At 66.8% G+C, this 21,257-nt stretch carries 19 protein-coding genes; 9 read left to right on the forward strand and 10 right to left on the reverse strand.

What is annotated here, in order from left to right; genetic code table 11:
* Position 1: 1 nt before the first annotated feature.
* Positions 2 to 1,165 carry a steroid 3-ketoacyl-CoA thiolase gene (locus ABTV10_RS03740; protein ID WP_499032660.1) on the reverse strand — a complete coding sequence of 388 codons (1,164 nt, stop codon included), beginning with the start codon at positions 1,163 to 1,165 and terminating at the stop codon, positions 2 to 4.
* Between the two features lie 173 nt (positions 1,166 to 1,338).
* On the opposite strand from ABTV10_RS03740, the gene ABTV10_RS03745 reads away from it, so the two are divergent.
* Positions 1,339 to 2,592: a cytochrome P450 gene (locus ABTV10_RS03745; protein WP_433609922.1), complete on the forward strand. Its 1,254-nt coding sequence runs from the start codon at positions 1,339 to 1,341 to the stop codon at positions 2,590 to 2,592.
* Positions 2,593 to 2,757: 165 nt separating this feature from the next.
* On the opposite strand, the gene ABTV10_RS03750 is transcribed toward ABTV10_RS03745, so the two are convergent.
* From ABTV10_RS03750 to ABTV10_RS03770, 5 genes are read right to left on the reverse strand one after another with little or no spacing between them, the layout of a single operon-like run.
* Positions 2,758 to 3,177, reverse strand: a complete 420-nt coding sequence (locus ABTV10_RS03750; protein WP_433609924.1) for a nuclear transport factor 2 family protein — start codon at positions 3,175 to 3,177, stop codon at positions 2,758 to 2,760.
* A gap of 10 nt (positions 3,178 to 3,187) precedes the next feature.
* Positions 3,188 to 4,051, reverse strand: coding sequence for a TIGR03619 family F420-dependent LLM class oxidoreductase (locus tag ABTV10_RS03755; protein ID WP_433609926.1), 864 nt, complete (start codon positions 4,049 to 4,051; stop codon positions 3,188 to 3,190).
* A 15-nt stretch (positions 4,052 to 4,066) separates the two neighbouring features.
* On the reverse strand, positions 4,067 to 5,242 hold the full coding sequence (locus tag ABTV10_RS03760; RefSeq protein ID WP_499032662.1) for a thiolase family protein: 1,176 nt from the start codon (positions 5,240 to 5,242) through the stop codon (positions 4,067 to 4,069).
* Position 5,243: 1 nt separating this feature from the next.
* A complete protein-coding gene (locus ABTV10_RS03765; RefSeq protein WP_499032664.1) occupies positions 5,244 to 6,308 on the reverse strand; it encodes a thiolase family protein in 1,065 nt (354 codons plus the stop codon).
* A gap of 13 nt (positions 6,309 to 6,321) precedes the next feature.
* Complete coding sequence (locus tag ABTV10_RS03770) at positions 6,322 to 7,191, reverse strand: Zn-ribbon domain-containing OB-fold protein (RefSeq protein ID WP_499032666.1); 870 nt, start codon at positions 7,189 to 7,191, stop codon at positions 6,322 to 6,324.
* A gap of 187 nt (positions 7,192 to 7,378) precedes the next feature.
* On the opposite strand from ABTV10_RS03770, the gene ABTV10_RS03775 reads away from it, so the two are divergent.
* Positions 7,379 to 8,419: an LLM class F420-dependent oxidoreductase gene (locus ABTV10_RS03775; RefSeq protein ID WP_499032667.1), complete on the forward strand. Its 1,041-nt coding sequence runs from the start codon at positions 7,379 to 7,381 to the stop codon at positions 8,417 to 8,419.
* Between the two features lie 98 nt (positions 8,420 to 8,517).
* On the opposite strand, the gene ABTV10_RS03780 is transcribed toward ABTV10_RS03775, so the two are convergent.
* Entirely contained in the window at positions 8,518 to 9,339 is an 822-nt protein-coding gene (locus ABTV10_RS03780) for a crotonase/enoyl-CoA hydratase family protein (RefSeq protein WP_433609934.1), read from the reverse strand.
* Positions 9,340 to 9,418: 79 nt separating this feature from the next.
* Between ABTV10_RS03780 and ABTV10_RS03785 the strand changes: the two genes are divergently transcribed.
* Both ABTV10_RS03785 and ABTV10_RS03790 read left to right on the forward strand, forming a co-directional pair.
* Entirely contained in the window at positions 9,419 to 11,068 is a 1,650-nt protein-coding gene (locus tag ABTV10_RS03785) for an acyl-CoA synthetase (RefSeq protein WP_499032668.1), read from the forward strand.
* Positions 11,068 to 12,180, forward strand: a complete 1,113-nt coding sequence (locus tag ABTV10_RS03790) for an NAD(P)H-dependent flavin oxidoreductase (RefSeq protein ID WP_499032670.1) — start codon at positions 11,068 to 11,070, stop codon at positions 12,178 to 12,180. Before ABTV10_RS03785 ends, ABTV10_RS03790 begins: the two co-directional genes overlap by 1 nt.
* 64 nt (positions 12,181 to 12,244) lie before the next feature.
* On the opposite strand, the gene ABTV10_RS03795 is transcribed toward ABTV10_RS03790, so the two are convergent.
* The 3 genes from ABTV10_RS03795 to ABTV10_RS03805 all read right to left on the reverse strand — a co-directional run bounded on the left by ABTV10_RS03795 (position 12,245) and on the right by ABTV10_RS03805 (position 16,271).
* Entirely contained in the window at positions 12,245 to 13,876 is a 1,632-nt protein-coding gene (locus ABTV10_RS03795; protein WP_499032671.1) for a long-chain-fatty-acid--CoA ligase, read from the reverse strand.
* Between the two features lie 75 nt (positions 13,877 to 13,951).
* Positions 13,952 to 15,073 (reverse strand): acyl-CoA dehydrogenase family protein, encoded by a 1,122-nt coding sequence (locus tag ABTV10_RS03800; protein WP_499032673.1) that lies wholly within the window; start codon positions 15,071 to 15,073, stop codon positions 13,952 to 13,954.
* A 16-nt stretch (positions 15,074 to 15,089) separates the two neighbouring features.
* A complete protein-coding gene (locus ABTV10_RS03805; protein ID WP_499032674.1) occupies positions 15,090 to 16,271 on the reverse strand; it encodes an acyl-CoA dehydrogenase family protein in 1,182 nt (393 codons plus the stop codon).
* A 279-nt stretch (positions 16,272 to 16,550) separates the two neighbouring features.
* Between ABTV10_RS03805 and ABTV10_RS03810 the strand changes: the two genes are divergently transcribed.
* The 5 genes from ABTV10_RS03810 (at position 16,551) to ABTV10_RS03830 (ending at position 21,257) form a co-directional block, all read left to right on the forward strand.
* On the forward strand, positions 16,551 to 16,739 hold the full coding sequence (locus ABTV10_RS03810) for a ferredoxin (protein WP_433609946.1): 189 nt from the start codon (positions 16,551 to 16,553) through the stop codon (positions 16,737 to 16,739).
* A gap of 121 nt (positions 16,740 to 16,860) precedes the next feature.
* Positions 16,861 to 17,775: a 3-oxoacyl-ACP reductase gene (locus tag ABTV10_RS03815; RefSeq protein ID WP_433609948.1), complete on the forward strand. Its 915-nt coding sequence runs from the start codon at positions 16,861 to 16,863 to the stop codon at positions 17,773 to 17,775.
* Positions 17,776 to 18,429: 654 nt separating this feature from the next.
* On the forward strand, positions 18,430 to 19,194 hold the full coding sequence (locus ABTV10_RS03820; RefSeq protein WP_433613224.1) for an MlaE family ABC transporter permease: 765 nt from the start codon (positions 18,430 to 18,432) through the stop codon (positions 19,192 to 19,194).
* A gap of 86 nt (positions 19,195 to 19,280) precedes the next feature.
* On the forward strand, positions 19,281 to 20,066 hold the full coding sequence (locus tag ABTV10_RS03825; protein ID WP_499032677.1) for an MlaE family ABC transporter permease: 786 nt from the start codon (positions 19,281 to 19,283) through the stop codon (positions 20,064 to 20,066).
* Between the two features lie 12 nt (positions 20,067 to 20,078).
* On the forward strand, positions 20,079 to 21,257 hold the full coding sequence (locus ABTV10_RS03830) for an MCE family protein (RefSeq protein ID WP_499032678.1): 1,179 nt from the start codon (positions 20,079 to 20,081) through the stop codon (positions 21,255 to 21,257).

Raw genomic sequence — 21,257 nt, forward strand, 5'->3', positions numbered from 1 at the left:
ACTAGATCCGCTCGATGATGGTGCCGGTGGCGAGTGCGCCGCCCGCGCACATCGTGATCAGTGCGGTCGAGGCGTCGCGACGCTCGAGCTCGTGCAGCGCGGTCGTGATGAGGCGAGAACCGGTGCTGCCCACGGGATGTCCGAGCGCGAGGGCGCCGCCGTTGACGTTGACCTTGTCCATGTCGGGGCCGTGAACCTGCGCCCACGACAGCACGACGGACGCGAACGCCTCGTTGATCTCGAACAGGTCCAGGTCGCCGATCTTCATGCCGGCCTTCTCGAGCACCCGCGACGTGGCCTGCACCGGGCCGTCGAGGTGGAACTCGGGCTCGGCGCCGACGAGCGCCTGGCTGACGATGCGGGCACGCGGCTTCAGGCCCAGCGCGCGGGCACGGTCCTCGTCCATGAGCATGACGGCGGCGGCGCCGTCGGAGATCTGCGACGACGTGCCGGCGGTGTGCGTGCCGCCCTCGATGACCGGCTTGAGCTTGGCGAGCGCCTCCGCAGTGGTGTCGCGCAGGCCCTGGTCGCGGCTGACGACGTTCATCTCCGACGTCGGCTGCTTGTCCTCGCCGATGACCGGCGCGGTGACCGGGACGATCTCGCGGTCGAAGCGGCCCTCCGCCCACGCCTGCTTCGCGCGCGCCTGCGACTGCACGCCGAGCACCTCGAGATCCTCGCGAGTGAGGCCGCGGCGCTTGGCGATCCGCTCGGCCGCGTTGAACTGGTCGGGCATGTCGATGTCCCACGACGCCGGACGGCGCGGGCCGGCCTCGGTGCCGACGTTCGCCCCGAGCGGCACCATGCTCATGTCCTCGACACCGCACGCGATGCCGATGTCGATCGCGCCGGTCGCGATGAGTCCGGCGATGAGGTGGTTGGCCTGCTGGGCGGAGCCGCACTGGCAGTCGATGGTGGTGGCGCCGACCTGCCACGGCAGCCCGGCGGCGAGCCACGCGGTGCGGGTGACGTTGTTGGACTGCGCGCCGGCCTGCGTGACACACCCGCCGATGACCTGCTCGACCAGTGCCGGATCGATTCCGGCGCGGTCTACGATCCCCTTCTGTACGGCACCGAGAATCTCGGCCGCGTGCAGGCCGGACAGCCAGCCACCGCGCTTTCCGATCGGGGTGCGAACTGCCTCGACGATTACTGGTGTGCCCACGGTGGGATCCTTTCACTCACTTCTACGAAAAATAGAACAGGTTCTCCCCGTCAGGCAAGGCGTGGGAGGGTTGATTTTTGCCTAATCTTTCCCTGATCGACGCTCTGTGATTCAATGCATGTAGAACGTGTTCCACATCACTTCGCGCCTGGTCGCGAGGGCAGGAGACAGCAGTGGCACAGCCCAACATTCCCGCAGGGTTCGACTTTACGGACCCCGACATCTACGCGCACCGACTCCCGGTCGAAGAGCTTGCCGAGGTTCGCAAGACGCAGCCGGTGTACTGGGTCGAGCAGCCCGACGGCGTCGGCGGGTTCAACGACGGTGGCTACTGGTTGGTCACCCGACACGAGGACATCCGGGACGTCTCGATGCGCAGCGATGTGTTCTCCACCTGGGAGAACACCGCGATCCCGCGCTTCAACGACGACATGGAGCGCGCGCAGATCGAACTCCAGCGGTTCGTCCTGCTGAACAAGGACGCGCCCGAGCACACCAAGCTTCGCAAGCTCGTCGCCCGCGGCTTCACGCCCCGCGCCATCAACGGCCTCAAGGCCGAACTGAAGTCCCGTGCCGAGGCCATCGTCAAGGCCGCCGCTGCGGAGGGTAGCGGCGACTTCGTCACCCAGGTCGCGGCGGAACTTCCGCTGCAGGCCATCGCCGAACTCATCGGTGTGCCGCAGGAAGACCGGGGCAAGGTCTTCGAGTGGTCCAACCAGATGACCTCGTACGACGATCCCGAGTTCGCCGACATCGATCCGGCGGCCGCGTCGATGGAGATCCTCGGCTACGCGTACCAGATGGCGGAGGCGCGCAAGGCGAACCCGGCCAACGACCTCGTCACCACTCTCATCGAGGCGGACGTCGACGGTGACGTGCTCAGCCCGGAGGAGTTCGGCTTCTTCGTGATCGTGCTCGCGGTGGCCGGCAACGAGACCACCCGCAACGCCACCACGCACGGCATGAAGGCCTTCATGGACAACCCCGAGCAGTGGGAACTGTTCAAGAAGGAACGCCCGAAGACCATGGCCGACGAGGTCATCCGCTGGGCCACCCCCGTCGCGTCGTTCCAGCGCACCGCGCTCCAGGACACCGAGATCGGCGGCGTGCAGATCAAGAAGGGCCAGCGCGTCGTGATGAGCTACGTCTCGGCGAACTTCGACGAGGATGTGTTCGAGAACCCGCACACGTTCGACATCACGCGTGACCCCAACCCGCATCTGTCGTTCGGCGGCACCGGCGCCCACTACTGCCTGGGTGCCAACCTCGCTCGCATGGAGATCGAGCTGATCTTCAACGCGATCGCCGACTTCCTCCCGGACATCACCGAGGCCGGCGACACCCGGCGCCTGCGGTCCGGCTGGCTCAACGGCATCAAGGAGTACCAGGTCGACTACAAGACCTCTGGTTGCCCGGTCCAGCACTAGGCTCCGTCGCCTCACAGACGCGGTAGCGTCAGCGAGATCCCTCATCCCTCGCTGGCGCTATCGCTTTGTCCGGGGTCTTCAGACACAGACGACACATACACGGACACAACGAGAGTGGGGCGGTCACCGGAATCCGGTGACCGCCCCACTTTCTGGTTTCGAGACTCAGACCTTCTTCAGCGTCTTCATCGCGCGCTCGACCTCCCAGAAGGCCCGCAGCGACTGTAGCTTGCCCTCGGCATTGACGCGGTAGATGAACACGCCCTCGGCGTCGACCTGGTTGCCGGCGATGACGGTACGGATCGAGCCGATGTTGACGTTCTCGTCGCCGCACACCAGCGAGTCGTTCACGATGAACTCGAGCGAGTCGGTGTTGGCGATCGTCATGTCGTAGAACTTCGAGATCGCCTCGCGCCCGTGGTGGCCCTTGCCCTCGGGATCGAAGCCCGACGGGCCGACCGGGTCCTCGACCCAGCCGTCCTCCGCGAACAGGTCGAGCCACTCCTCCTTGCGCTTTCCGCTTGCGGCGGACTGCGAGGCCTTCGCGGCTATGCGCGCCGGATGATCGGTGTCGGTTGTCGTCATGCTCGGCTCCCTAATGGATGTACTGATCGGCGAATTTGCGCAGCGAGTCCTGTTTGGCCTCGAGCGGGGCGTCGAACCCGAGGCCGTCGAAGATCCACGGGACGACGATGTTGTCGGTGATGCCGGCCTCGGCCATCTGGGCGTAGCCGTCCTTGCCGAACCTGTCGATGCACACCGCCTGGATCTCGAAAGGCTCGTCGGCTCGGCCGTATTCGGCGCGGAGTTCCTTCAGGCGGGCCATCGTGGTGACGAGGTCGTCGAACTTCATCATCGCCGAGGTCCAGCCGTCGCCCACCCGGGCGGCACGCTTGAGCGCGACCTCGGTGTGGCCGCCCACGTAGAACGGCACCGGCTTGCTCGGTGCCGGGCTCATCTGCAGTCGGTCGAAGTCGAAGAACTCGCCGTGGTACTCGACCATGCCGCCGTCGAGGACGAGCTTGATGATCTCGATCATCTCGTCGACGCGGGCGCCACGCTTCTTGTAGGGAGCGCCGCACCACTCGAACTCCTCAGGTGCCCAGCCGATTCCGACGCCGAACCCAAAGCGGTTGCCGGTCAGATTCGCCACCGAACCCACCTGCCGCGCCAGCAGCAGGGGATTGCGTGAGCCGAGCTTGAGGACGTTGGTGTAAAAGCCGATGGTGCTCGTGACAGCGCCCATTGCGGCCGCCGCGATCAGCGGGTCCACCCACGGTGTCTCGGCATTCCACATGCGCGAGCCGTCGGGGGTGTACGGGTAGTCCGCGGCGGCCGTCTCCATGAAGAACAGGGAGTCGGGCAACGCGATGTTCGCGAAACCACACTCCTCAGCGGTCTGTGCCAGGGCGGTCAACTGGTCCAGCGGGCTCATCGCGATGCCGACTGTGAACTTCATGATGGGAACCTCTTCCTAGTTGGTCGGACGGTCGGCGCCGACCACCCACATCGCGAAGTACTGCGAGCCACCACCGTAGGCGTGGCCGAATGCCTTACGGACGCCGTCGACCTGGTGGCCACCGGCCCGCTCCATGACCTGCATCGCCGACTCGGCGTAGCGGATCATGCCGGACGCGCCGATCGGGTTGGACGAGAGCACGCCGCCCGACGCGTTGACCGGCAACCGCCCACCGATCGCGGTCTCGCCAGCCTCGGTGAACTTCCAGCCCTCGCCCTCGGGCACGAACCCGAGGTTCTCGAGCCACATCGGCTCGAACCACGAGAACGGCACGTAGATCTCGGCCTCGTCGATCTCGGTGAGCGGGTCGGTGATGCCCGCGGCCTTCCACAGTGCGGCCGAGGCATCGCGGCCGGCCTGCGGGTTGGCGACGTTGCGGCCGGCGTACGCGAGCGGCTCCGTCCGCATCGCAGTGGCGTGGATCCACGCGACCTTGCGGCCACCCGAGATGACTTCCTCCGCAGCGGCTTCGTTACCGATGACGATCGCGCAGGCGCCGTCCGACGACGGGCACGTCTCGTCGTAACGAATGGGGTCCCACAGCATCTGGGACGCCTGCACCGACTCGACGGTGATGTCGGGCTGCTTGAGGTGTGCGTACGGGTTCAGCGCGCCGTTGCGGCGGTCCTTGACGGCCACCATCGCGCCGATGTGGTCGGGTGCGCCCGAGCGGCGGATGTACGAGCGCACGTGCGGCGCGAAGAAACCGCCCGCGCCCGCACCCACCGGCATCGTGAACGGCACCGGCGTGGACAGGGCCCACATTGCGTTGGACTCGGACTGCTTCTCCCACGACACCGCGAGCACCCGCTTGTGCACGCCCGCCTGCACCAGGCTGGCCGCGACGTTGCCCGTGGAGGCGCCGACCGATCCTGCGGTATGCACGCGCAGCAGCGGCTTGCCGTTGGCGCCCAGTGCATCCGACATCGCGAGCTCCGGCATCATCGAGCCCTCGAACAGGTCGGGGGCCTTGCCGATGACGATGGCGTCGATGTCGTCCCAGCCGACGTGGGCGTCGGCCATCGCACGGTCGATCGCCTCGCGAACCATGCCGGCCATCGTGACGTCGTGACGCTTGGCGACGTAGTAGGTCTGGCCGGTGCCGAGGACGGCGGCGAGTTGCTTGGCCATATCAGTTGCGTCCTTCCATGACGGCGACCAGGTTCTGCTGCAGCACAGGGCCACTGGTGGCGTGGGCGAGGACGCGCTGTGCGTCGCCGCTCATGATCGAGCGGGCCGCGTGGCCGATGCGCTCGAGGCCGCCGGAGAACATCGGGTTGCCGGTGAGGGGGCCACCCGACGGGTTGATCGTGGTGGCGTCGGTCAGTCCGATCGCCTCGCGCAGGATGATCTCCTGGTGAGTGAACGGTGCGTGAAGTTCGGCGACGTCGATGTTCGACACGTCGCCACCCGTCGCGGCGCGTGCAGCCGACGCCGTCGACGGCGACGTCGTGAGATCGCGCGAACCGATGTTGGGGGAGTCGATCCGGTGTTCGATTCCGGTGATCCACGCCGGGCGCTCGCACAGTTCGCGGGCACGATCGCCACGGGCGAGGATGATCGCGGCCGCGCCGTCGGTGATCGGTGCACAGTCGTGGGCCCGCAGGGGGTCCGCGACGTAGTCGGACGCCAGCAGCGTCTCGATGTCGACGTCACCGGAGATCTGGGCGTCGGGGTTGGACTTCGCTGCGGCGCGGCTGCGCTGGGCGACCGCGGCCATCTCCTCGGCCGTCCACTTCCCGGCGTCGAGACCCAGGCGGGCCTGCAGGCCCGCGACCGAGACCGAGTCCGGCCACAACGGCGACACGAGGTACGGGTCCATCTGCATGGCGAGGATCTGGCGGAGGTTGCCCGCGGACGACTTGCCGAACCCGTACACCAGGGCGGTGTCGACCTCGCCGGTCATGAGCTTGACCCACGCCTCGTACAGCGCCCAGGCCGCGTCCATCTCGACGTGCGACTCGTTGATCGGCGGTACGGCACCGATCGAGTCGATCGCGGAGATGAACGAGAACGAGCGTCCGGCCAGGTAGTCGGAGGACCCGGAGCACCAGAATCCGATGTCGGACTTGGTGATTCCGAGAGTCGAGTACAGCTCCTGGAAACAGGGGACCAGCATCTCGACACCGTTGGTGGTGCCGGTGGTCTCGCGCACATGGGGGGCCTGTGCGAAGCCGACGACTGCAATGTCTGTCATGTTCTCGAGGCTCCTAGAGGTGGTGCTTGTAGCTGTCGTAGTCCGCGTCCGGCTCACCGCTCGGGCGGAAGTGGGAGATGTTCCGAAGCGAGTACTCCCACTCGTCCTTCGGCCGCCACACGGCCTCGACGCGCATGCCCATCCGGACCTCGGACGCGTCGATGTCGAGGATCAGGTGCAGGAACGGGATGTCGGCGCCGTCGAGCAGCACGTAGGCCGCGACGTACGGCGGCTTGATCTGCTGGCCCATGAACGGCACGTTGACGATGCAGAACGTGGTGATGGTGCCCTTGTCGGAGACCTCGACCTGCTCCTTGGTGGGAACACCGTCGGTGGGGTTGGCGCCGCGCGGCGGCACGTAGACCTTGCCGTTCGCGTCGGTGCGTCCACCGATGATCTTGCCCTCCATGAGGCCGAGTAGGTAGTACGTCTCCTCGAACGACGCGGTGTGCGTGTAGTTCAGGTCGATCGGGGTGACGATGCCGGTGACCGGTTCACCCGAGGTCGGCGCCGGAGCGGAATCGCTCTCGCCGGGCTCGAAACACGCGATGTCCTGGATGCGTCCGGTGCGATCGTCCGCCCAGCGGACCCGCACCCGCATCCCGGTGCTCATCGCATCCGGGGAGCCGGCGTCGACGGCATGCAGGATCGAGGTATCCGCGCCGTCGAGCTTGACCAGTGCCCACGCGAACGGGTGCGTCAGCGGCTGGCCCTCGATGGGCTCGGACATCCACGACCAACTGACGACCGTGCCGGTGTCCGAGACGCCCACGAAGTCGGTCATCGGTTCGTGGGTCGCCGGGTCGAACTCCGGTGGGGGAACGTGGATTCGACCGTCGGATCCGCGGGCGCCGATGACCTTTCGGTCACGCAGGCCGGTCACGAATGCGCCGATGGTCGGTCCCAGCGATCGGGTGTAGTCGAATTTCAGATTAAGTGGTGCTCTCAGTGGCTGCTCGGCCACTTGGCTCTTGCTCGCTGTCTTTCCTTGGGTCACAGAATCGAGTAGAACAGGTTCTTATTACTGTGGCAAGCGTCACTGCCGATATGGGAAAACACGGAGGCACGCAATGAAGCTGGGGTTACAACTCGGGTACTGGGGTGCGCAGCCTCCGTTCAATGCGCAGGAGTTGGTGAACGAGGCCGATGCCTCCGGATTCGACGCCGTCTTCTCCGCTGAGTCGTGGGGCAACGACGCCTTCACTCCGCTTGCGTGGTGGGGTTCGAGCACCGAGCGCATCAGGCTGGGCACATCGGTGGCGCAGATGTCCGCGCGGACCCCGACGAACTGCGCGATGCACGCGCTGACGCTCGATCACCTCTCCAGTGGACGCGCGATCCTGGGACTGGGCGTGTCGGGCCCTCAGGTCGTCGAGGGCTGGTACGGGCAGCCGTTCCAGAAGCCGTTGGCCCGCACCCGCGAATACGTCTCGATCGTGCGTCAGGTCCTCGCCCGCGAGGGCGCGGTCCGCAACGACGGACCGCACTACCCGCTGCCGTACAGCGGCCCGGGCTCGATGGGGCTCGGGAAGCCGCTCAAGCCGATCACACACCCGCTGCGCGCGGATCTGCCGATCTGGCTCGGCGCCGAGGGGCCCAAGAACGTTGCACTGACGGCGGAGATCGCGGATGGTTGGCTTGCGATCTACTACACCCCGCGCCTGGCGCCGATGTACAACGAGTGGCTCGACGAGGGCTTCGCGCGTCCCGGCGCACGCCGCAGTCGTGAGGACTTCGAGATCGCCGCGACGTGCCAGGTGGTCGTCACCGACGATCGCCAGGCCGAGATCGACAAGCTCCGCCCGATCACCGCGCTGTACGTCGGTGGCATGGGCGCCGCCGAGATGAACTTCCACGCCCAGGTGTACACCCGGATGGGATACGGCGAGGAGGTCAAGGAGATCCAGCGGCTGTTCCTGTCCGGTCGCAAGGAGGAAGCGGCCGCGATCGTTCCCGACCAGATGGTCACGGACACAATGATCATCGGCAATGTCGACGAGGTCCGCACCCAGGTCAAGGAGTGGGAGGACGCCGGCGTCACGATGCTGCTGGTGACGTGCCGCAGCGTCGAGCACATGCGTCAGCTCGCGGCGGCGGTCGGCACCGCCTGATCCATTCCATTGCACGAACGGCGCGGGCCGTGGTGGCGAAATCCCACCACGGCCCGCGCCGTTCCTGAGCGCCTGTCGGGCGCCCGCCGTAGTACTACCTACTTACCGGTGAACTTGGGGGCGCGCTTCTCGGCGAACGAGCGCGGGCCCTCCTTGGCGTCGTCGCTCTTGAAGACCGCCATGCCGATCTGGGCCTCGAGCGCGAAGGCCTCCTCCTCGTGCATGCCCTCGGTGACGCGGATGGTCTTCAGGATTGCCTGCACCGCGATGGGGCCGTTGGCCGCGATCTGTTCGGCGATCTCGAGCGCCTTGTCGAGCGCCTGGCCGTCGGGAACGACGTGGCCGATCAGGCCGAGCTCCTTGGCCTCGGGCGCGGGCACCGTCCGGCCGGTGAGCAGGATCTCGGCGGCGAGGGTGTAGGGCATCTGGCGGACCAGTCGGACCGCCGAGCCGCCGAGCGGGAACAGGCCCAGGCGCGCCTCGGAGACGCCGAAGCGGGCGCTCTCACCGGCGACACGGATGTCGGTACCCTGCAGGATCTCGGTGCCGCCGGCGATGGCCGGACCCTCGACCGCGGCGATGAGCGGCTTGGTGAGGCGGCGGCCCTTCAGCAGCGCCGGCAGTCGCGTCACGTCCATGCCGCCCGAGAACTTGTCGCCCGGTGCGTTGCGGTTCATCTCCTTGAGATCCATTCCGGCGCAGAACGTGCCACCCGCGCCGGTCAGGATCGCGACCCGGATGTCCGGATCGGAGTCGATCCGGTCCCAGGCCTCGACCATGATCTCCATCATCTCGCCCGACAGTGCGTTGCGCGCCTCGGGGCGGTTCATCGTCACGATCAGGACGTGGCCCCGCTTCTCGACCAGGCAGTGGGGCGATTTCGCCGAAACGTCGGATTTTTCGGTGGTTTCGGTGGACACTTGGAACTCCCGAGATGTGTGTGAGTTGAGTCTCAGATTGGGTCTTGTCAGCGACAGTAACACGTTCTACTTTGTTGACGTGGCCATTAATATCGCAGACCTTGTAGAACACTCGATCGACCTCAACCCGGATCGCATCGCACTCGTGGACGCCGAGCGTGAGGTCACGTTCGCGCAACTGGAGGAGCAGGCCAACCGACTGGCCAACTACCTGCGGGATCAGGGCGTCGAGCCGGGCGACAAGGTGGGTATCTACAGCCGCAACACCATCGAGGCGATCGTGACGATGGTGGCGGTGTTCAAGGCCCGCGCCATCATGGTCAACGTCAACTACCGCTATGTCGAGAACGAGTTGCAATACATCTTCGAAAACTCGGACATGGTCGCGCTCGTCCACGAGCGCCGCTACTCGGACAAGGTCGCGGGCGTCCTCCCGAACACGCCGCTCGTGAAGACGGCGATCGTCGTCGAGGACGGAACCGATCTCGACTACTCCTCGTACGGTGGTGTCGAGTTCGAGCAGGCGCTCTCCCAGGGCTCGCCCGAGCGCAATTTCGGCGAGCGCAGCCCCGACGACATCTTCATCCTCTACACCGGTGGCACCACCGGCATGCCCAAGGGTGTCATGTGGCGCCACGAGGACTGGTGGCGCGTGCTGGGCGGCGGCGTCAACTTCGTCACCGGCGAGTACCTCCAGGACGAGTGGGAGATGGCGAAGCTCGGTGCCTCCAACCCCGCGATGGTCCGCTTCCCGATTCCCCCGATGATCCACGGTGGGTCGCAGTCGGCCGTGTTCCACAGCCTCTTCGGTGGCGGCACGCTCGTGATGCACCCCGAATTCGACGGCCACGCGGTGTGGCAGGTCATCGACCGCCACAAGGTCAACCTCATCTTCATCACCGGCGACGCGATGGCTCGCCCCATGATCGATGCCCTGATCGCCGGAAACCCGGAGACCGGCGAGCCGTACGACCTTTCGTCGTTGTACGTCATCGCCAGCAGCGCGGCACTGTTCTCGCCGGCGCTCAAGGAGCAGTTCCTCGAGCTGCTGCCCAACCGCCTGCTCACCGACTCGATCGGCTCGTCCGAGACAGGGTTCGGCGGCCTGGCCACCATCACCAAGGGCTTCGAGCACACCGGTGGCCCGCGCGTGAAGATCGACGCCGCGACCGTCGTCCTCGACGACGAGGGCAACCCGATCGAGCCCGGATCGGGCAAGGTCGGCATGCTCGCGCGCAGCGGCCACATTCCCCTCGGCTACTACAAGGACGAGGAGAAGACCAAGGCGACGTTCAAGGTCTACAACGGAATTCGCTACTCGATCCCGGGCGACTACGCCTCGGTCGAGGAGGACGGCACCGTCACCATGCTCGGCCGCGGCTCGGTCTCGATCAACAGCGGTGGCGAGAAGATCTACCCCGAGGAGGTCGAGGGCGCCATCAAGCTGCACCCCGACGTGTTCGACGTCCTCGTGGTCGGCGTGCCCGACGAGCGCTGGGGCAACCGTGTCGCGGCTGTCGTGGCGCCGCGTCCCGGCACGCGTCCGAACCTGGCCGACATCGTCGACGCTGCCCGCAAGGAGATCGCCGGCTACAAGGTGCCTCGCAGCCTGTGGCTGGTCGACGAGATCAAGCGTTCGCCGGCAGGCAAGCCCGACTACAAGTGGGCGACTGCGCAGACCCAGTCCCGCGACGCCGACGACCATCTCACCAACGGCAAGGACGCTTGATGCGCACCGATCTCGCCGAGAAGTTCGGTATCGAGTACCCGATCTTCGGGTTCACCCCGTCCGAGCATGTGGCCGCGGCGATCTCGCGGGCCGGCGGACTCGGCGTCCTCGGCTGCGTCCGATTCAACGACCCGGACGAGCTCGAGGCCACCCTCACCTGGATGGACGAGAACACCGACGGCAAGCCGTACGGCGTCGACATCGTGATGCCGGCCAAGGTGCCCACCGAGGGTGCCGCGGTCGATCTCGACAAGCTCATCCCGGCCGAGCATCGCGCGTTCGTCAACCGCACGCTCGACGAACTCGGTGTCCCGCCGCTGTCCGACGACGTCGAGCACGCGACCGGCGTCCTGGGTTGGCTGCACTCGGTGGCCCGCTCGCACGTCGACGTTGCGCTGAACCACCGGATCGCGTTGATCGCCAACGCGCTCGGCTCGCCGCCGAAGGACGTCATCGACCTGGCGCACGAGAAGGGGGTGCCGGTCGCGGCCCTCGCGGGTGCGGTCGAGCACGCGCGCAGCCACGTCGAGAACGGCGTCGACATCGTCATCGCTCAGGGCTACGAGGCCGGTGGGCACACCGGTGAGATCGCCTCGATGGTGCTCGTGCCCGAGATCGTCGACGCGATCGGCGACACCGCCGGCGTCCTCGCGGCCGGCGGGATCGGCAGCGGCCGTCAGATCGCCGCGGCCCTCTCGCTCGGCGCGTCCGGCGTGTGGATGGGCTCATACTGGCTCACCACCAGCGAGTACAAGCTCGGCAGTGCAGCCGACGGTCCGTCGTCGATCCAGCGTGCGCTGCTGCACGCGTCGTCGGCGGACACGGTCCGTTCGCGGATCTACTCCGGCAAGCCGGCACGACTGCTCAAGACCAAGTGGACCGACGCGTGGACCCAGCCGGATGCGCCCGAGCCGCTCCCGATGCCGCTGCAGAACATCCTCGTCAGCGAGGCGCACCAGCGCATCTCCGCTGGCAACGACCCCGAGGTCGTCGCCATGCCGGTCGGTCAGATCGTCGGCCGGATGAACGAGATCCGCCCGGTCGCCGAGATCATGGCCGAGCTGGTGGAAGAATTCGAGTCGACCGTCGCGCGCCTCGACGGCCTGAAGTAGAGCGACCTCGAATCGAGCTCGCGCCCGGAACGGATCGTTCCGGGCGCGAGCTCGATTCGTGTGATCAGGCGTCCGCCGTCTGACGCTCCAGGGTGAGCGCGAGTTCCGGTGTGAGGAGCTGGAACTCGTCCTGACCGCGCTCGCGCACCCAGACCGGGTCGGCGCAATGCCAGCGCTCGGCGCTCAGGGTGCGGGTGACCACCTTGAAGGTCGCGGTCCGCGGGAACTCGCTGCACACGCGCACCAGCGTAGGCCGCTGCTTGGGGCCGAGATCCGGCTGTTGGTCCAGGAAGCGCGCGAACGCGGCGGGGTCGAATCCGGTGACGTCGCCTGTGGGAATCACGGCGGCCATCACCCGGTCACCGACCTCCCGATCCGGCACGGCGTACACGGACACCTGGGCGAACCCGGGATAGCGGACGAGGATGCGCTCGATGGGGGCGGCGCCGAGGTTCTCGCCGTCGACTCGCAGCCACCCGGAGCTGCGACCCGCGAAGTACACGAACCCGTCGACGTCCCGGTACGCCTGGTCGCCGCTCCAGTACATGCCGTCGCGCAGGCGCTCGGCGTCGGCGGTGGGATTCTTGTAGTAGCCGGCGAATGCCCCGGCGCCCGCCACGTTGACCATCTCGCCGGTCGCTTCCTCGGCGTTGACGAGACGTCCCTGCGCATCGAACTCGGCCGGGGGACAGATGGTTCCGGTCTCAGGATTGCGGATCTCGATGTGCGCGGGCAGGAGGCCGAGGGCGCCGGCCGGGGCATCGGGGTGCGCCGAGATGGACACGCCGCCCTCCGTGGACCCGAAGCCGTCGACCACCCGGGTCCCGAAGCGGCGGGCGAACTCCCGGACCACCGGCGCGGAACCCTCGTTGCCGTACATGATCTTCAGGGTGTTGTCGGCGTCGTCGGGGCGTTCCGGTGTGGCCAGGATGAACGACAGCGGCTTGCCGACGTAGTTGGCGTACGTGACCCCGTAGCGGCGCACGTCGGGCAGGAATCCCGAAGCGGAGAACTTGCGCCGGAACGCAATCCCGGTGCGGCCGTGCAGTGCGACGGCCCACGCGGCCATCATCGCGTTGGAGTGGAACATCGGCATCGCCATGTACACGACATCGTCGGATGTGAGGCCGAACCGGTCGGCGAGCATCACACCCGGGTCGGCGATCTTGCGGTGTGTGCAGCGCACGGCCTTGGGGTCGCCGCTGGTACCGGAGGTGAAGATGAGCATCAGCAGGTCGTCGGGCTGCGCCGACGCCGCGATGGCCGGGCTGCCGACGAACGGCGCGAGCATCTCCGTCCAGTCCGGTGAGTCGACGTTGACCACTCGGACACCGTCCAGGTCCAGCCCCTCAAGCAGATGGGCCTGGCTGTCCTCGGTGAAGACGATCTGGCAGTCGGACAGGGTGATGTCGCGCGCGAGCGCTTCGCCGCGGCGGGTGGTGTTCAGGCCGGCGAGAACGGCGCCGGAGAAGGCGGCCGCCCCGACGAGCGACGAGAACTCCGGGACGTTGTCCATCAGGACGCCGAAGTGTCGCGGACGCTCCGGATCGAGCACCGCATTCAAAAGTGCCGCACGGTCGTACATTCCGTGGACGTGATCCGTCCACGGAATGTACGCATCCTCGAAGCGGATTCCGTGCGTGTCGACGTCGCGGAGCTGTTCGAGCAGGTCCGCAACGGTGGGAGTCACTGTCATGCTCCCATCATGACGGGTGTGACGCCCGTCATGTTTGCCCATTTCACTGTATGGGACTTCCTGTGTCCGAGTCGCTTACGCGGGCGTCGCGGCCAGCTCGGCACCGAGACGGCGGAGTTGATCGGTCGCGGAGCCCAGGAGGAACTCCTGGCGCTTCGCGGCGAGGAAGTACCGGTGGACCGGGTGGTCCTCGTCGAGCCCCACGCCGCCGTGGACGTGCACCACGGTGTGCGCCACCCGGTGACCGGCGTCCGCCGCCCAGAACTTCGCGGTCTCGATCTCGCCCTCGATCGGCAGCCCCTCGGCCAGGCGGAAAGCGGCCTGCCACAGCGTCAGTCGAACGCCCTTGACGTCGATGTAGCCGTCGGCGAGACGCTGCGCCACGGCCTGGAAGCTGCCGATCGGGCGGTCGAACTGAACCCGCTCACGGGCGTAGTCGGCCGTCATCTTCAGCGCCTGGTCGAGAACACCGAACTGGAAGGCGCTCGAGCCGACGGCGCCGCGGCCCAGGATCCAGTCGACGATCTCCGTGCCGCGCTCGACCGAACCGAGCACGCGGTCGTCGCCGACACGGACGTCGGTGAACTCGACGATGCCGGTGGATCCGAAGTCCGTCGTCTGCTGGCGGGTCACCGTGACACCGGCGTCGCCGGCCTCGACGAGGAACACCGCGGTGCCGTTGTCGGTGGCAGCCGGGACGAGGAACAGGTCCGCGACCGGCGCCCCGTCGACGACGATCTTGGTGCCGCGCAGGGTCCACCCGTCCGACGTCCGCTCGGCGCGGGTGACGGGCGCAGCCGGGTTGTCGTTGAGCTCCTCGGCGAGCGCGACGGCGAGAACCTTCGAACCGGCGCCGGCCGGTGCCGCCCACTCTGAACGCTGTGTGTCCGAACCGAACTCGGCGATGGCGCCAGCCGCCATGACGATCGACGTCAGGTACGGCACGGGAGCGACGCCGCGCCCCAGCTCGATCAGGATGCTGGCCTGCTCGAGGACGCCGAAGCCGTCCCCGCCGACCGACTCGGGCAGGGCCGCGCTCAGCACGCCGGACGTGGCGAGCGCGTCCCAGAGCTTGCGGTCGAAGCGGTCGTCGGCCGAATCGAGCTCGCGCAGACGCTCGTTCGTGACGATGTCGGAGACGATGCCGCCCGTGAGACCGGCCAGATCGTTCTGGGCCTCGGTGAGAGTGAAGTCCATGTGTCGTCGTCCTTCCTTATCGCTTCGATGCGGGCTGGCCGAGGGCGGTCATCGCGATGATGTCGCGCTGGACCTCGTTGGTGCCGCCGCCGAAGGTGAGGATCAGTGCGGAGCGGTGCATCCGCTCGAGTCGTCCGCGGAGCAGGACGCCGGCCGAGTTCTGGCGGATCGTGGCCGACGGGCCCAGGATCTCCATCAGCAGCCGGTACGCCTCGGTCGCGAACTCGGTACCGAACACCTTGTTGGCCGATGCGGCCTCCGGTCCGGGGGCGTGGTCCTCGGCGGACGCGATCTCCCAGTTCATGAGCTTCAGGTACTCGGTCTTGGCGTGGACGCGGGCCAGATTGATCTGCACCCACTCCTGGTCGATCACCCGCCGGCCGTCCGCCAGCTTGGTGTTCTGCGCCCACTCGCGGACTTCCTGCAGCGCCGTCATGATCGGGCCGGCGGAGGTGAGCGCGACGCGCTCGTGGTTGAGCTGGTTGGTGACGAGTCGCCAGCCGCCGTTCTCCTCGCCCACGAGGGAGCTCTGCGGGACGCGGACGTCCTGGTAGTAGGTGGCGCTGGTGTCGGGGCCGGCCATCGTGTGGACCGGGGTGAACGAGAAGCCCTCGGCCGTAGTGGGCACGATGAGCATGCTGATGCCGCGGTGCTTCTTGGCGTTCGGATCGGTGCGGCACGCGAGCCACACGTAGTCGGCGTACTGGATGAGGCTCGTCCACATCTTCTGGCCGTTGATGACGTAGTCGTCGCCGTCCTTGACCGCGGACGTGCGCAGCGACGCGAGGTCGGTGCCGGCCCCGGGCTCGGAGTAGCCGATCGAGAAGTGCAGCTCGCCCGCCGAGATCTTGGGGAGGAAGAACGCCTTCTGCTCGGGGGTGCCGAAATGCATGATCGTCGGCGCGACCGAATTGATGGTCAGGAAGGGGACCGGAGCGCCCGCGATCGCGGCCTCATCGGTGAAGATGAGCTGCTCCATCGCCGACCGCTCCTGGCCGCCGTACTCCTTGGGCCAGCCCAGCGTCAGCCAGCCGTCCTTGCCCATCTGCTGGACGACCTCGCGGTAGACGTTTCCTTCGCCGTATTCGCCGGTGGTGGCCGCGAGCGCCTCGCGACGTTCCGGAGTCATCAATTTCGCAAAGTAGCTTCGCAATTCCTCCCGCAGCTGCTGCTGCTGCGGGGTGTAGGTGATATCCACGTTGTTTCTCCGTTCCAGAGCTATCGTCGGCGCTGCTTCGTCCGATAGGGGACCGGTATCTGGAATGATCGCGAGCACGGCTGATCTGGTTCGAGGCTGTGGCAGCGGCCGTTCCGTCACCGGGGCCGATCGTGCGGTCGGCGCGTCGAGGATGGTTGTCCGAATCATTGCACAGCAGTGAAACGGGTTCTAGTCTTATGGCGGAAAGTCGTGGCACCACAGCCCGGTGCACCGTGCTTCCGTCGAGTCTTTCGAGCGAATGTGAAGTGAGGAGTTGTCATGGAGGTCAGGGTCGACAGGGACCGCTGCGAAGCGAACGGCGTCTGCGTCGGAATCGCGCCCGACATCTTCGATCTGGACGATGACGAGCAGCTGATCATCTCGGCGGCCGTCCCGCCGGCCGACCGTGAAGCGGATGTTCGTTCGGCTATCGCGCAGTGTCCGCGCGCGGCTCTCACCGAGCACTAGCGGCGCCCTTGCGGCCAATGTAGAACGCGTTCTACATTGGCCGCGTCGCCGACAGCCGCGGCGATGAGGCACCGACCGGCACGAGGCCGGTCGACGTCACGGGTTACGGGAGTGTGCGTTCATGAGTGCAGACAGCAGCCGCGAGGTCAGCTTGGAGGGCAAGGTCGCGATCGTGACCGGGTCGGGATCTGGTCTCGGCCGGGCCGAGGCGATCGGTCTCGCGCAGTCGGGCGCCGCCGTGGTCGTCAACGACCTCGCGGTGAACGACGCGGTCGAATCGACGCTCGACGAGATCCGCACCCTCGGGGGCAAGGTCGAATTCGTCGCCGGTGACGTCGGCGAGCGGTCCACCGCGGACGCCCTCATGGCGGCGGCGCAGGGACTGGGCGGCGTCGACATCGTCGTCAACAATGCGGGCATCGTCCGCGACCGCATGCTGTTCGGCATGTCCGACGAGGAGTGGGATCTCGTCCTCAAGGTGCACCTGCGCGGTCACTTCCTCCTCTCGCGCAATGCCGCCACGTTCTGGCGCGACAAGTCCAAGGCGGACGGCGCCCCGGTCTACGGGCGTCTGATCAACACGTCGTCCGAGGCGGGTCTCCTCGGTCCGGCCGGGCAGCCGAACTACGGCGCGGCGAAGGCCGGCATCACGGCCCTGACCCTGTCGGCGGCACGCGGCCTGTCGCGCTACGGCGTGCGGGCCAACGCGATCTGCCCGCGGGCCCGGACCTCGATGACGGAATCCGTGTTCGGCGACGCCCCGACCGGCGAGGTCGATCCGCTGTCGCCCGAGCACGTGGCCGCGCTGGTGTCGTACCTGGCGTCGCCGGCCGCCGACAACGTCAACGGGCAGGTTTTCGTCGTCTACGGTCCGATGGTCGCGCTGATGGCGGCTCCGGTCGTCGAGCAGCGTTTCGATGCGTCTGCCGCCCAGTGGACGCCGTCCGCGCTCGCCGACGAGATGGGTGCCTACTTCGACGATCGTGACCCCGAGCGCATGTTCTCGGCGTCGGAGGCCCTCAAGAGCCTCGGCTGACCGAGGCGTCTCCACCTTTCCTCACGATCGGGGCAAATCCCGCAATCTACCTGTGTAACGGGAGATTGCGGGATTTTCGATACATGCAGGACGAAACCCAACGATGATGGGGCGAACGCGCAGCGTGTCGGCCCGGGGTGAGGGGTGCGGCCGAGGGGTCGGGCACCCGCAGCAATTTCGCTGTACTGGTGTCTAGAACGCGTTCCAATTTTGCGAGCTGCCTGAAGGTCGAGTGACGCGGCGTTCGCGCGGCGGTTCGGTGTCCATCCCGCGCCCGTGTGGATGGGTGCGGCGTCGTGCGCGCCCGTCGGTCGGCCCATTCCTCGGCGGTCGACTCCCCGTGCTGATCTTTTTGAAAGTGCTGCTCAGAAAGGTTTGGCACTCTGCCGTCGTTCGCTGTGCGGCGGTTCGAGCGGTGACGCGGTCCGGCTGGTTCAATGTGTCCCGGTGCGGGCCGCGGTCGGTGACATGTGAGGCCTCGGTGACTGCGTGGAGGTCGCCGAGCGGAAGCCTTTGACAGGTGAACACGTTCTAGTTAATATGACCTGGGTCACAGGGCATTTGTGCTGTTCGGGCGCCCTGGGGGACGCGTCGTGTCGCGAAAGCGGCCCGGCGCACGGTGATCAACCATGACGAGTTCGGTGAGGAGGAAACGTGGTCGACCTCCTCGAGGTCCCGCTGCGGGCCGCCGGCGGCTTCTTCGCAATGTCGGCAGACACCCTCAAGGCTGTCTTTTCGCGCCCGTTCCAGCGGCGCGAGTTCATCGATCAGGCGTGGTTCGTCGCGCGGGTCTCGATGATTCCGACCGTGCTGGTGGCCATCCCGTTCACCGTTCTGGTGAGTTTCACGATCAACATCCTGCTTCGTGAGATCGGCGCCGCCGACCTCAGCGGTGCGGGCGCGGCCCTGGGTGCGGTGACGCAGGTCGGGCCGATGGTCACCGTGCTCATCGTGGCCGGCGCCGGTGCCACCGCCATCTGTGCAGATCTCGCCGCGCGGACCATCCGCGAGGAGATCGACGCGATGCGTGTGCTCGGTATCAATCCGATCCACCGGCTCGTGGTGCCACGCGTGCTGGCGTCCACGGCCGTTGCACTGCTGCTCAACGGGCTGGTCTGCACGATCGGTATCCTGGGCGGCTTCCTCTTTTCGGTGTACGTCCAGGACGTCAATCCGGGGTCGTTCGTCAACGGCATCACACTGCTCACCGGATTCGGCGAGCTGATGCTCTCGATGCTGAAGGCCGGCCTCTTCGGCATGATCGCCGGGCTGATGGCCTCCTACCTCGGTCTCAACGTCAAGGGCGGTGCCAAGAGCGTCGGCGACGCCGTCAATCAGACCGTCGTGTTCTCCTTCATGGCGCTCTTCGTGGTCAACGTGCTCGTCACCGCCGTCGGCGTCAAGCTGACATCCGGGTGAGTGGCAGGGGGGTGAAATAGATGGCTCTGGTGGCATCGGGGCGATTCGTCCGCACTCGGCGGCGTCTCGCACGGGCATCACGCTCGGTGGACCAAATCGGCGAGCAGGCGCTGTTCTTCTGGCGCGCGCTCGTATGGGCGCCGCGCGCGCTCGTCCACTACAAGAAGGAAGTGCTCCGGCTGATCGCCGAGATCAGCATGGGCACCGGCGCGCTCGCGGTGATCGGCGGCACCGTTGTCATCGTCGCCTTCCTGACGCTGTTCACCGGCGGCACCATCGCCGTCCAGGGCTTCAGCTCGCTCGGCAACATCGGCGTCGAGGCCCTTACTGGCTTCTTCGCGGCGTTCATCAACGTGCGCATCGCCGCCCCGGTGATCGCCGGCATCGGCCTGGCCGCCACCATCGGCGCGGGCTCGACCGCCCAGCTGGGAGCCATGCGGGTCTCGGAGGAGGTCGACGCACTCGAGTGCATGGCGATCCCGTCGATCCCGTACCTCGTCTCCACCCGGGTGATGGCCGGCATGATCGCGATCGTCCCGCTGTACTCGCTTGCGGTAATCGCGTCGTTCGTGGCCAGCCGCTTTGCGACGGTGTTTCTCTATGACCAGTCGCCCGGCATCTACGACCACTACTTCTCGACCTTCCTGATACCGACGGACATCCTGTGGTCCTTCGCGCAGGCCATCGTGATGGCGTTGGCCGTCATGCTCATCCACACCTACTACGGCTTCACCGCCAGCGGCGGCCCGGTCGGTGTCGGTGTCGCGGTGGGCAACGCGGTTCGCACGTCGCTCATCGCGGTCGTGACCGTGACCCTGTTGATCTCGCTGGCCATCTACGGCCAGTCCGGCAACTTCAACCTTTCGGGATAAGGCGGAGGAACGATGCCCGAAGCAAGGTGGAAGACGAGTCTCGCTGCGGCCGTGATGGTGTTCGGCCTGGTGGCGATCGTCGTGGTCGCGCTGACGATGTTCGTCGGCGGTTTCACGAAGAGTGAGCCCGTCGTCGTGACGGCGCCGCGCGCGGGTCTCGTGATGGCCCCCGACGCCAAGGTGAAGATGCGCGGAGTGGAGGTCGGCAGGGTCGCCTCCGTGTCCTACACGAACGAGGACGCCGAACTGAAGCTCGACATGGACCCGTCGATGATGTCGAAGATCCCGGCGAACGCCACCGTCGAGATCGACTCGACAACGGTGTTCGGCGCCAAGTTCGTCAACTTCGTCGTTCCCGAGGACCCGTCGTCGAACTCGCTGCAGCCCGGCGCCGTGATCGGCGCCGACAGCGTGACGGTCGAGTTCAACACGCTGTTCCAGCACCTGACCGATGTCCTGGACCAGGTGCAGCCTGAGAAGCTCAACGCGACGTTGGGTGCACTGGCCTCCGCGCTGCGGGGTCGGGGCGAGGATCTCGGGATTCTGCTCGAGCAGGGCGACCAGTACCTGAAGACGATGAATCCGACTCTGCCGCAGCTGGAATACGACATCAACGCGACCGCCGACGTCTCGAACGTCTACGCGGACACCGCCGAGGACCTGCTGAAGATCGTCGACAACGCGACCGGCACGAGTGGATCGATCGTCGAGGAGCAGGCCAATCTCGACCTGCTGCTCATGAATGTCACCGGGCTCGCGAACACCGGCAACGCCGTGCTGCGGGAGAACGAGGCCAACGTGGTGACCGCGCTCGACTCGCTCACAGACACTACGACGCTGCTGGCCGAGTACTCGCCGGAACTCACGTGCTTCATCACCGGTCTGAATGCGGCCCGGATCAAGTTCGAGCCGATGACCGGCACCGGCAAATACTCCTCGATCATGCTCAGTACCAACTTCATGCTGGGTGCGGAAGCCTACAGGGCACCGGAGGAACTCCCCAAGGTTGCGGCCTCGGGTGGCCCCAACTGCTACGGCCTTCCGGATTTCGACCCGAAGAGGGACGGTTTCGCGCCGTTCGCCGTCGCGAACACGGGAGCCAAGCCGTACGTGCCGAGCGAACAGGCGAGGCTCTCGGTGCCGACGATCTTCCGGTTCCTGTTCGACGGCTACACCGAGGCGGACGAGTGA

It is taken from the genome of Paraburkholderia sp. RHO2, assembly GCF_050955445.1.
GTDB classification, from domain to species: Bacteria; Actinomycetota; Actinomycetes; order Mycobacteriales; family Mycobacteriaceae; genus Prescottella; species Prescottella agglutinans_A.

Coding starts and splice junctions, on each gene's coding strand:
- ABTV10_RS03750 (WP_433609924.1), bottom strand. CDS start 3,177: ATGACGACAACCGACACCGATCATCCGGCGCGCATAGCCGCGAAGGCC.
- ABTV10_RS03755 (WP_433609926.1), bottom strand. CDS start 4,051: ATGAAGTTCACAGTCGGCATCGCGATGAGCCCGCTGGACCAGTTGACC.
- ABTV10_RS03760 (WP_499032662.1), bottom strand. CDS start 5,242: ATGGCCAAGCAACTCGCCGCCGTCCTCGGCACCGGCCAGACCTACTAC.
- ABTV10_RS03765 (WP_499032664.1), bottom strand. CDS start 6,308: ATGACAGACATTGCAGTCGTCGGCTTCGCACAGGCCCCCCATGTGCGC.
- ABTV10_RS03775 (WP_499032667.1), top strand. CDS start 7,379: ATGAAGCTGGGGTTACAACTCGGGTACTGGGGTGCGCAGCCTCCGTTC.
- ABTV10_RS03790 (WP_499032670.1), top strand. CDS start 11,068: ATGCGCACCGATCTCGCCGAGAAGTTCGGTATCGAGTACCCGATCTTC.
- ABTV10_RS03795 (WP_499032671.1), bottom strand. CDS start 13,876: ATGACAGTGACTCCCACCGTTGCGGACCTGCTCGAACAGCTCCGCGAC.
- ABTV10_RS03800 (WP_499032673.1), bottom strand. CDS start 15,073: ATGGACTTCACTCTCACCGAGGCCCAGAACGATCTGGCCGGTCTCACG.
- ABTV10_RS03810 (WP_433609946.1), top strand. CDS start 16,551: ATGGAGGTCAGGGTCGACAGGGACCGCTGCGAAGCGAACGGCGTCTGC.
- ABTV10_RS03815 (WP_433609948.1), top strand. CDS start 16,861: ATGAGTGCAGACAGCAGCCGCGAGGTCAGCTTGGAGGGCAAGGTCGCG.
- ABTV10_RS03830 (WP_499032678.1), top strand. CDS start 20,079: ATGCCCGAAGCAAGGTGGAAGACGAGTCTCGCTGCGGCCGTGATGGTG.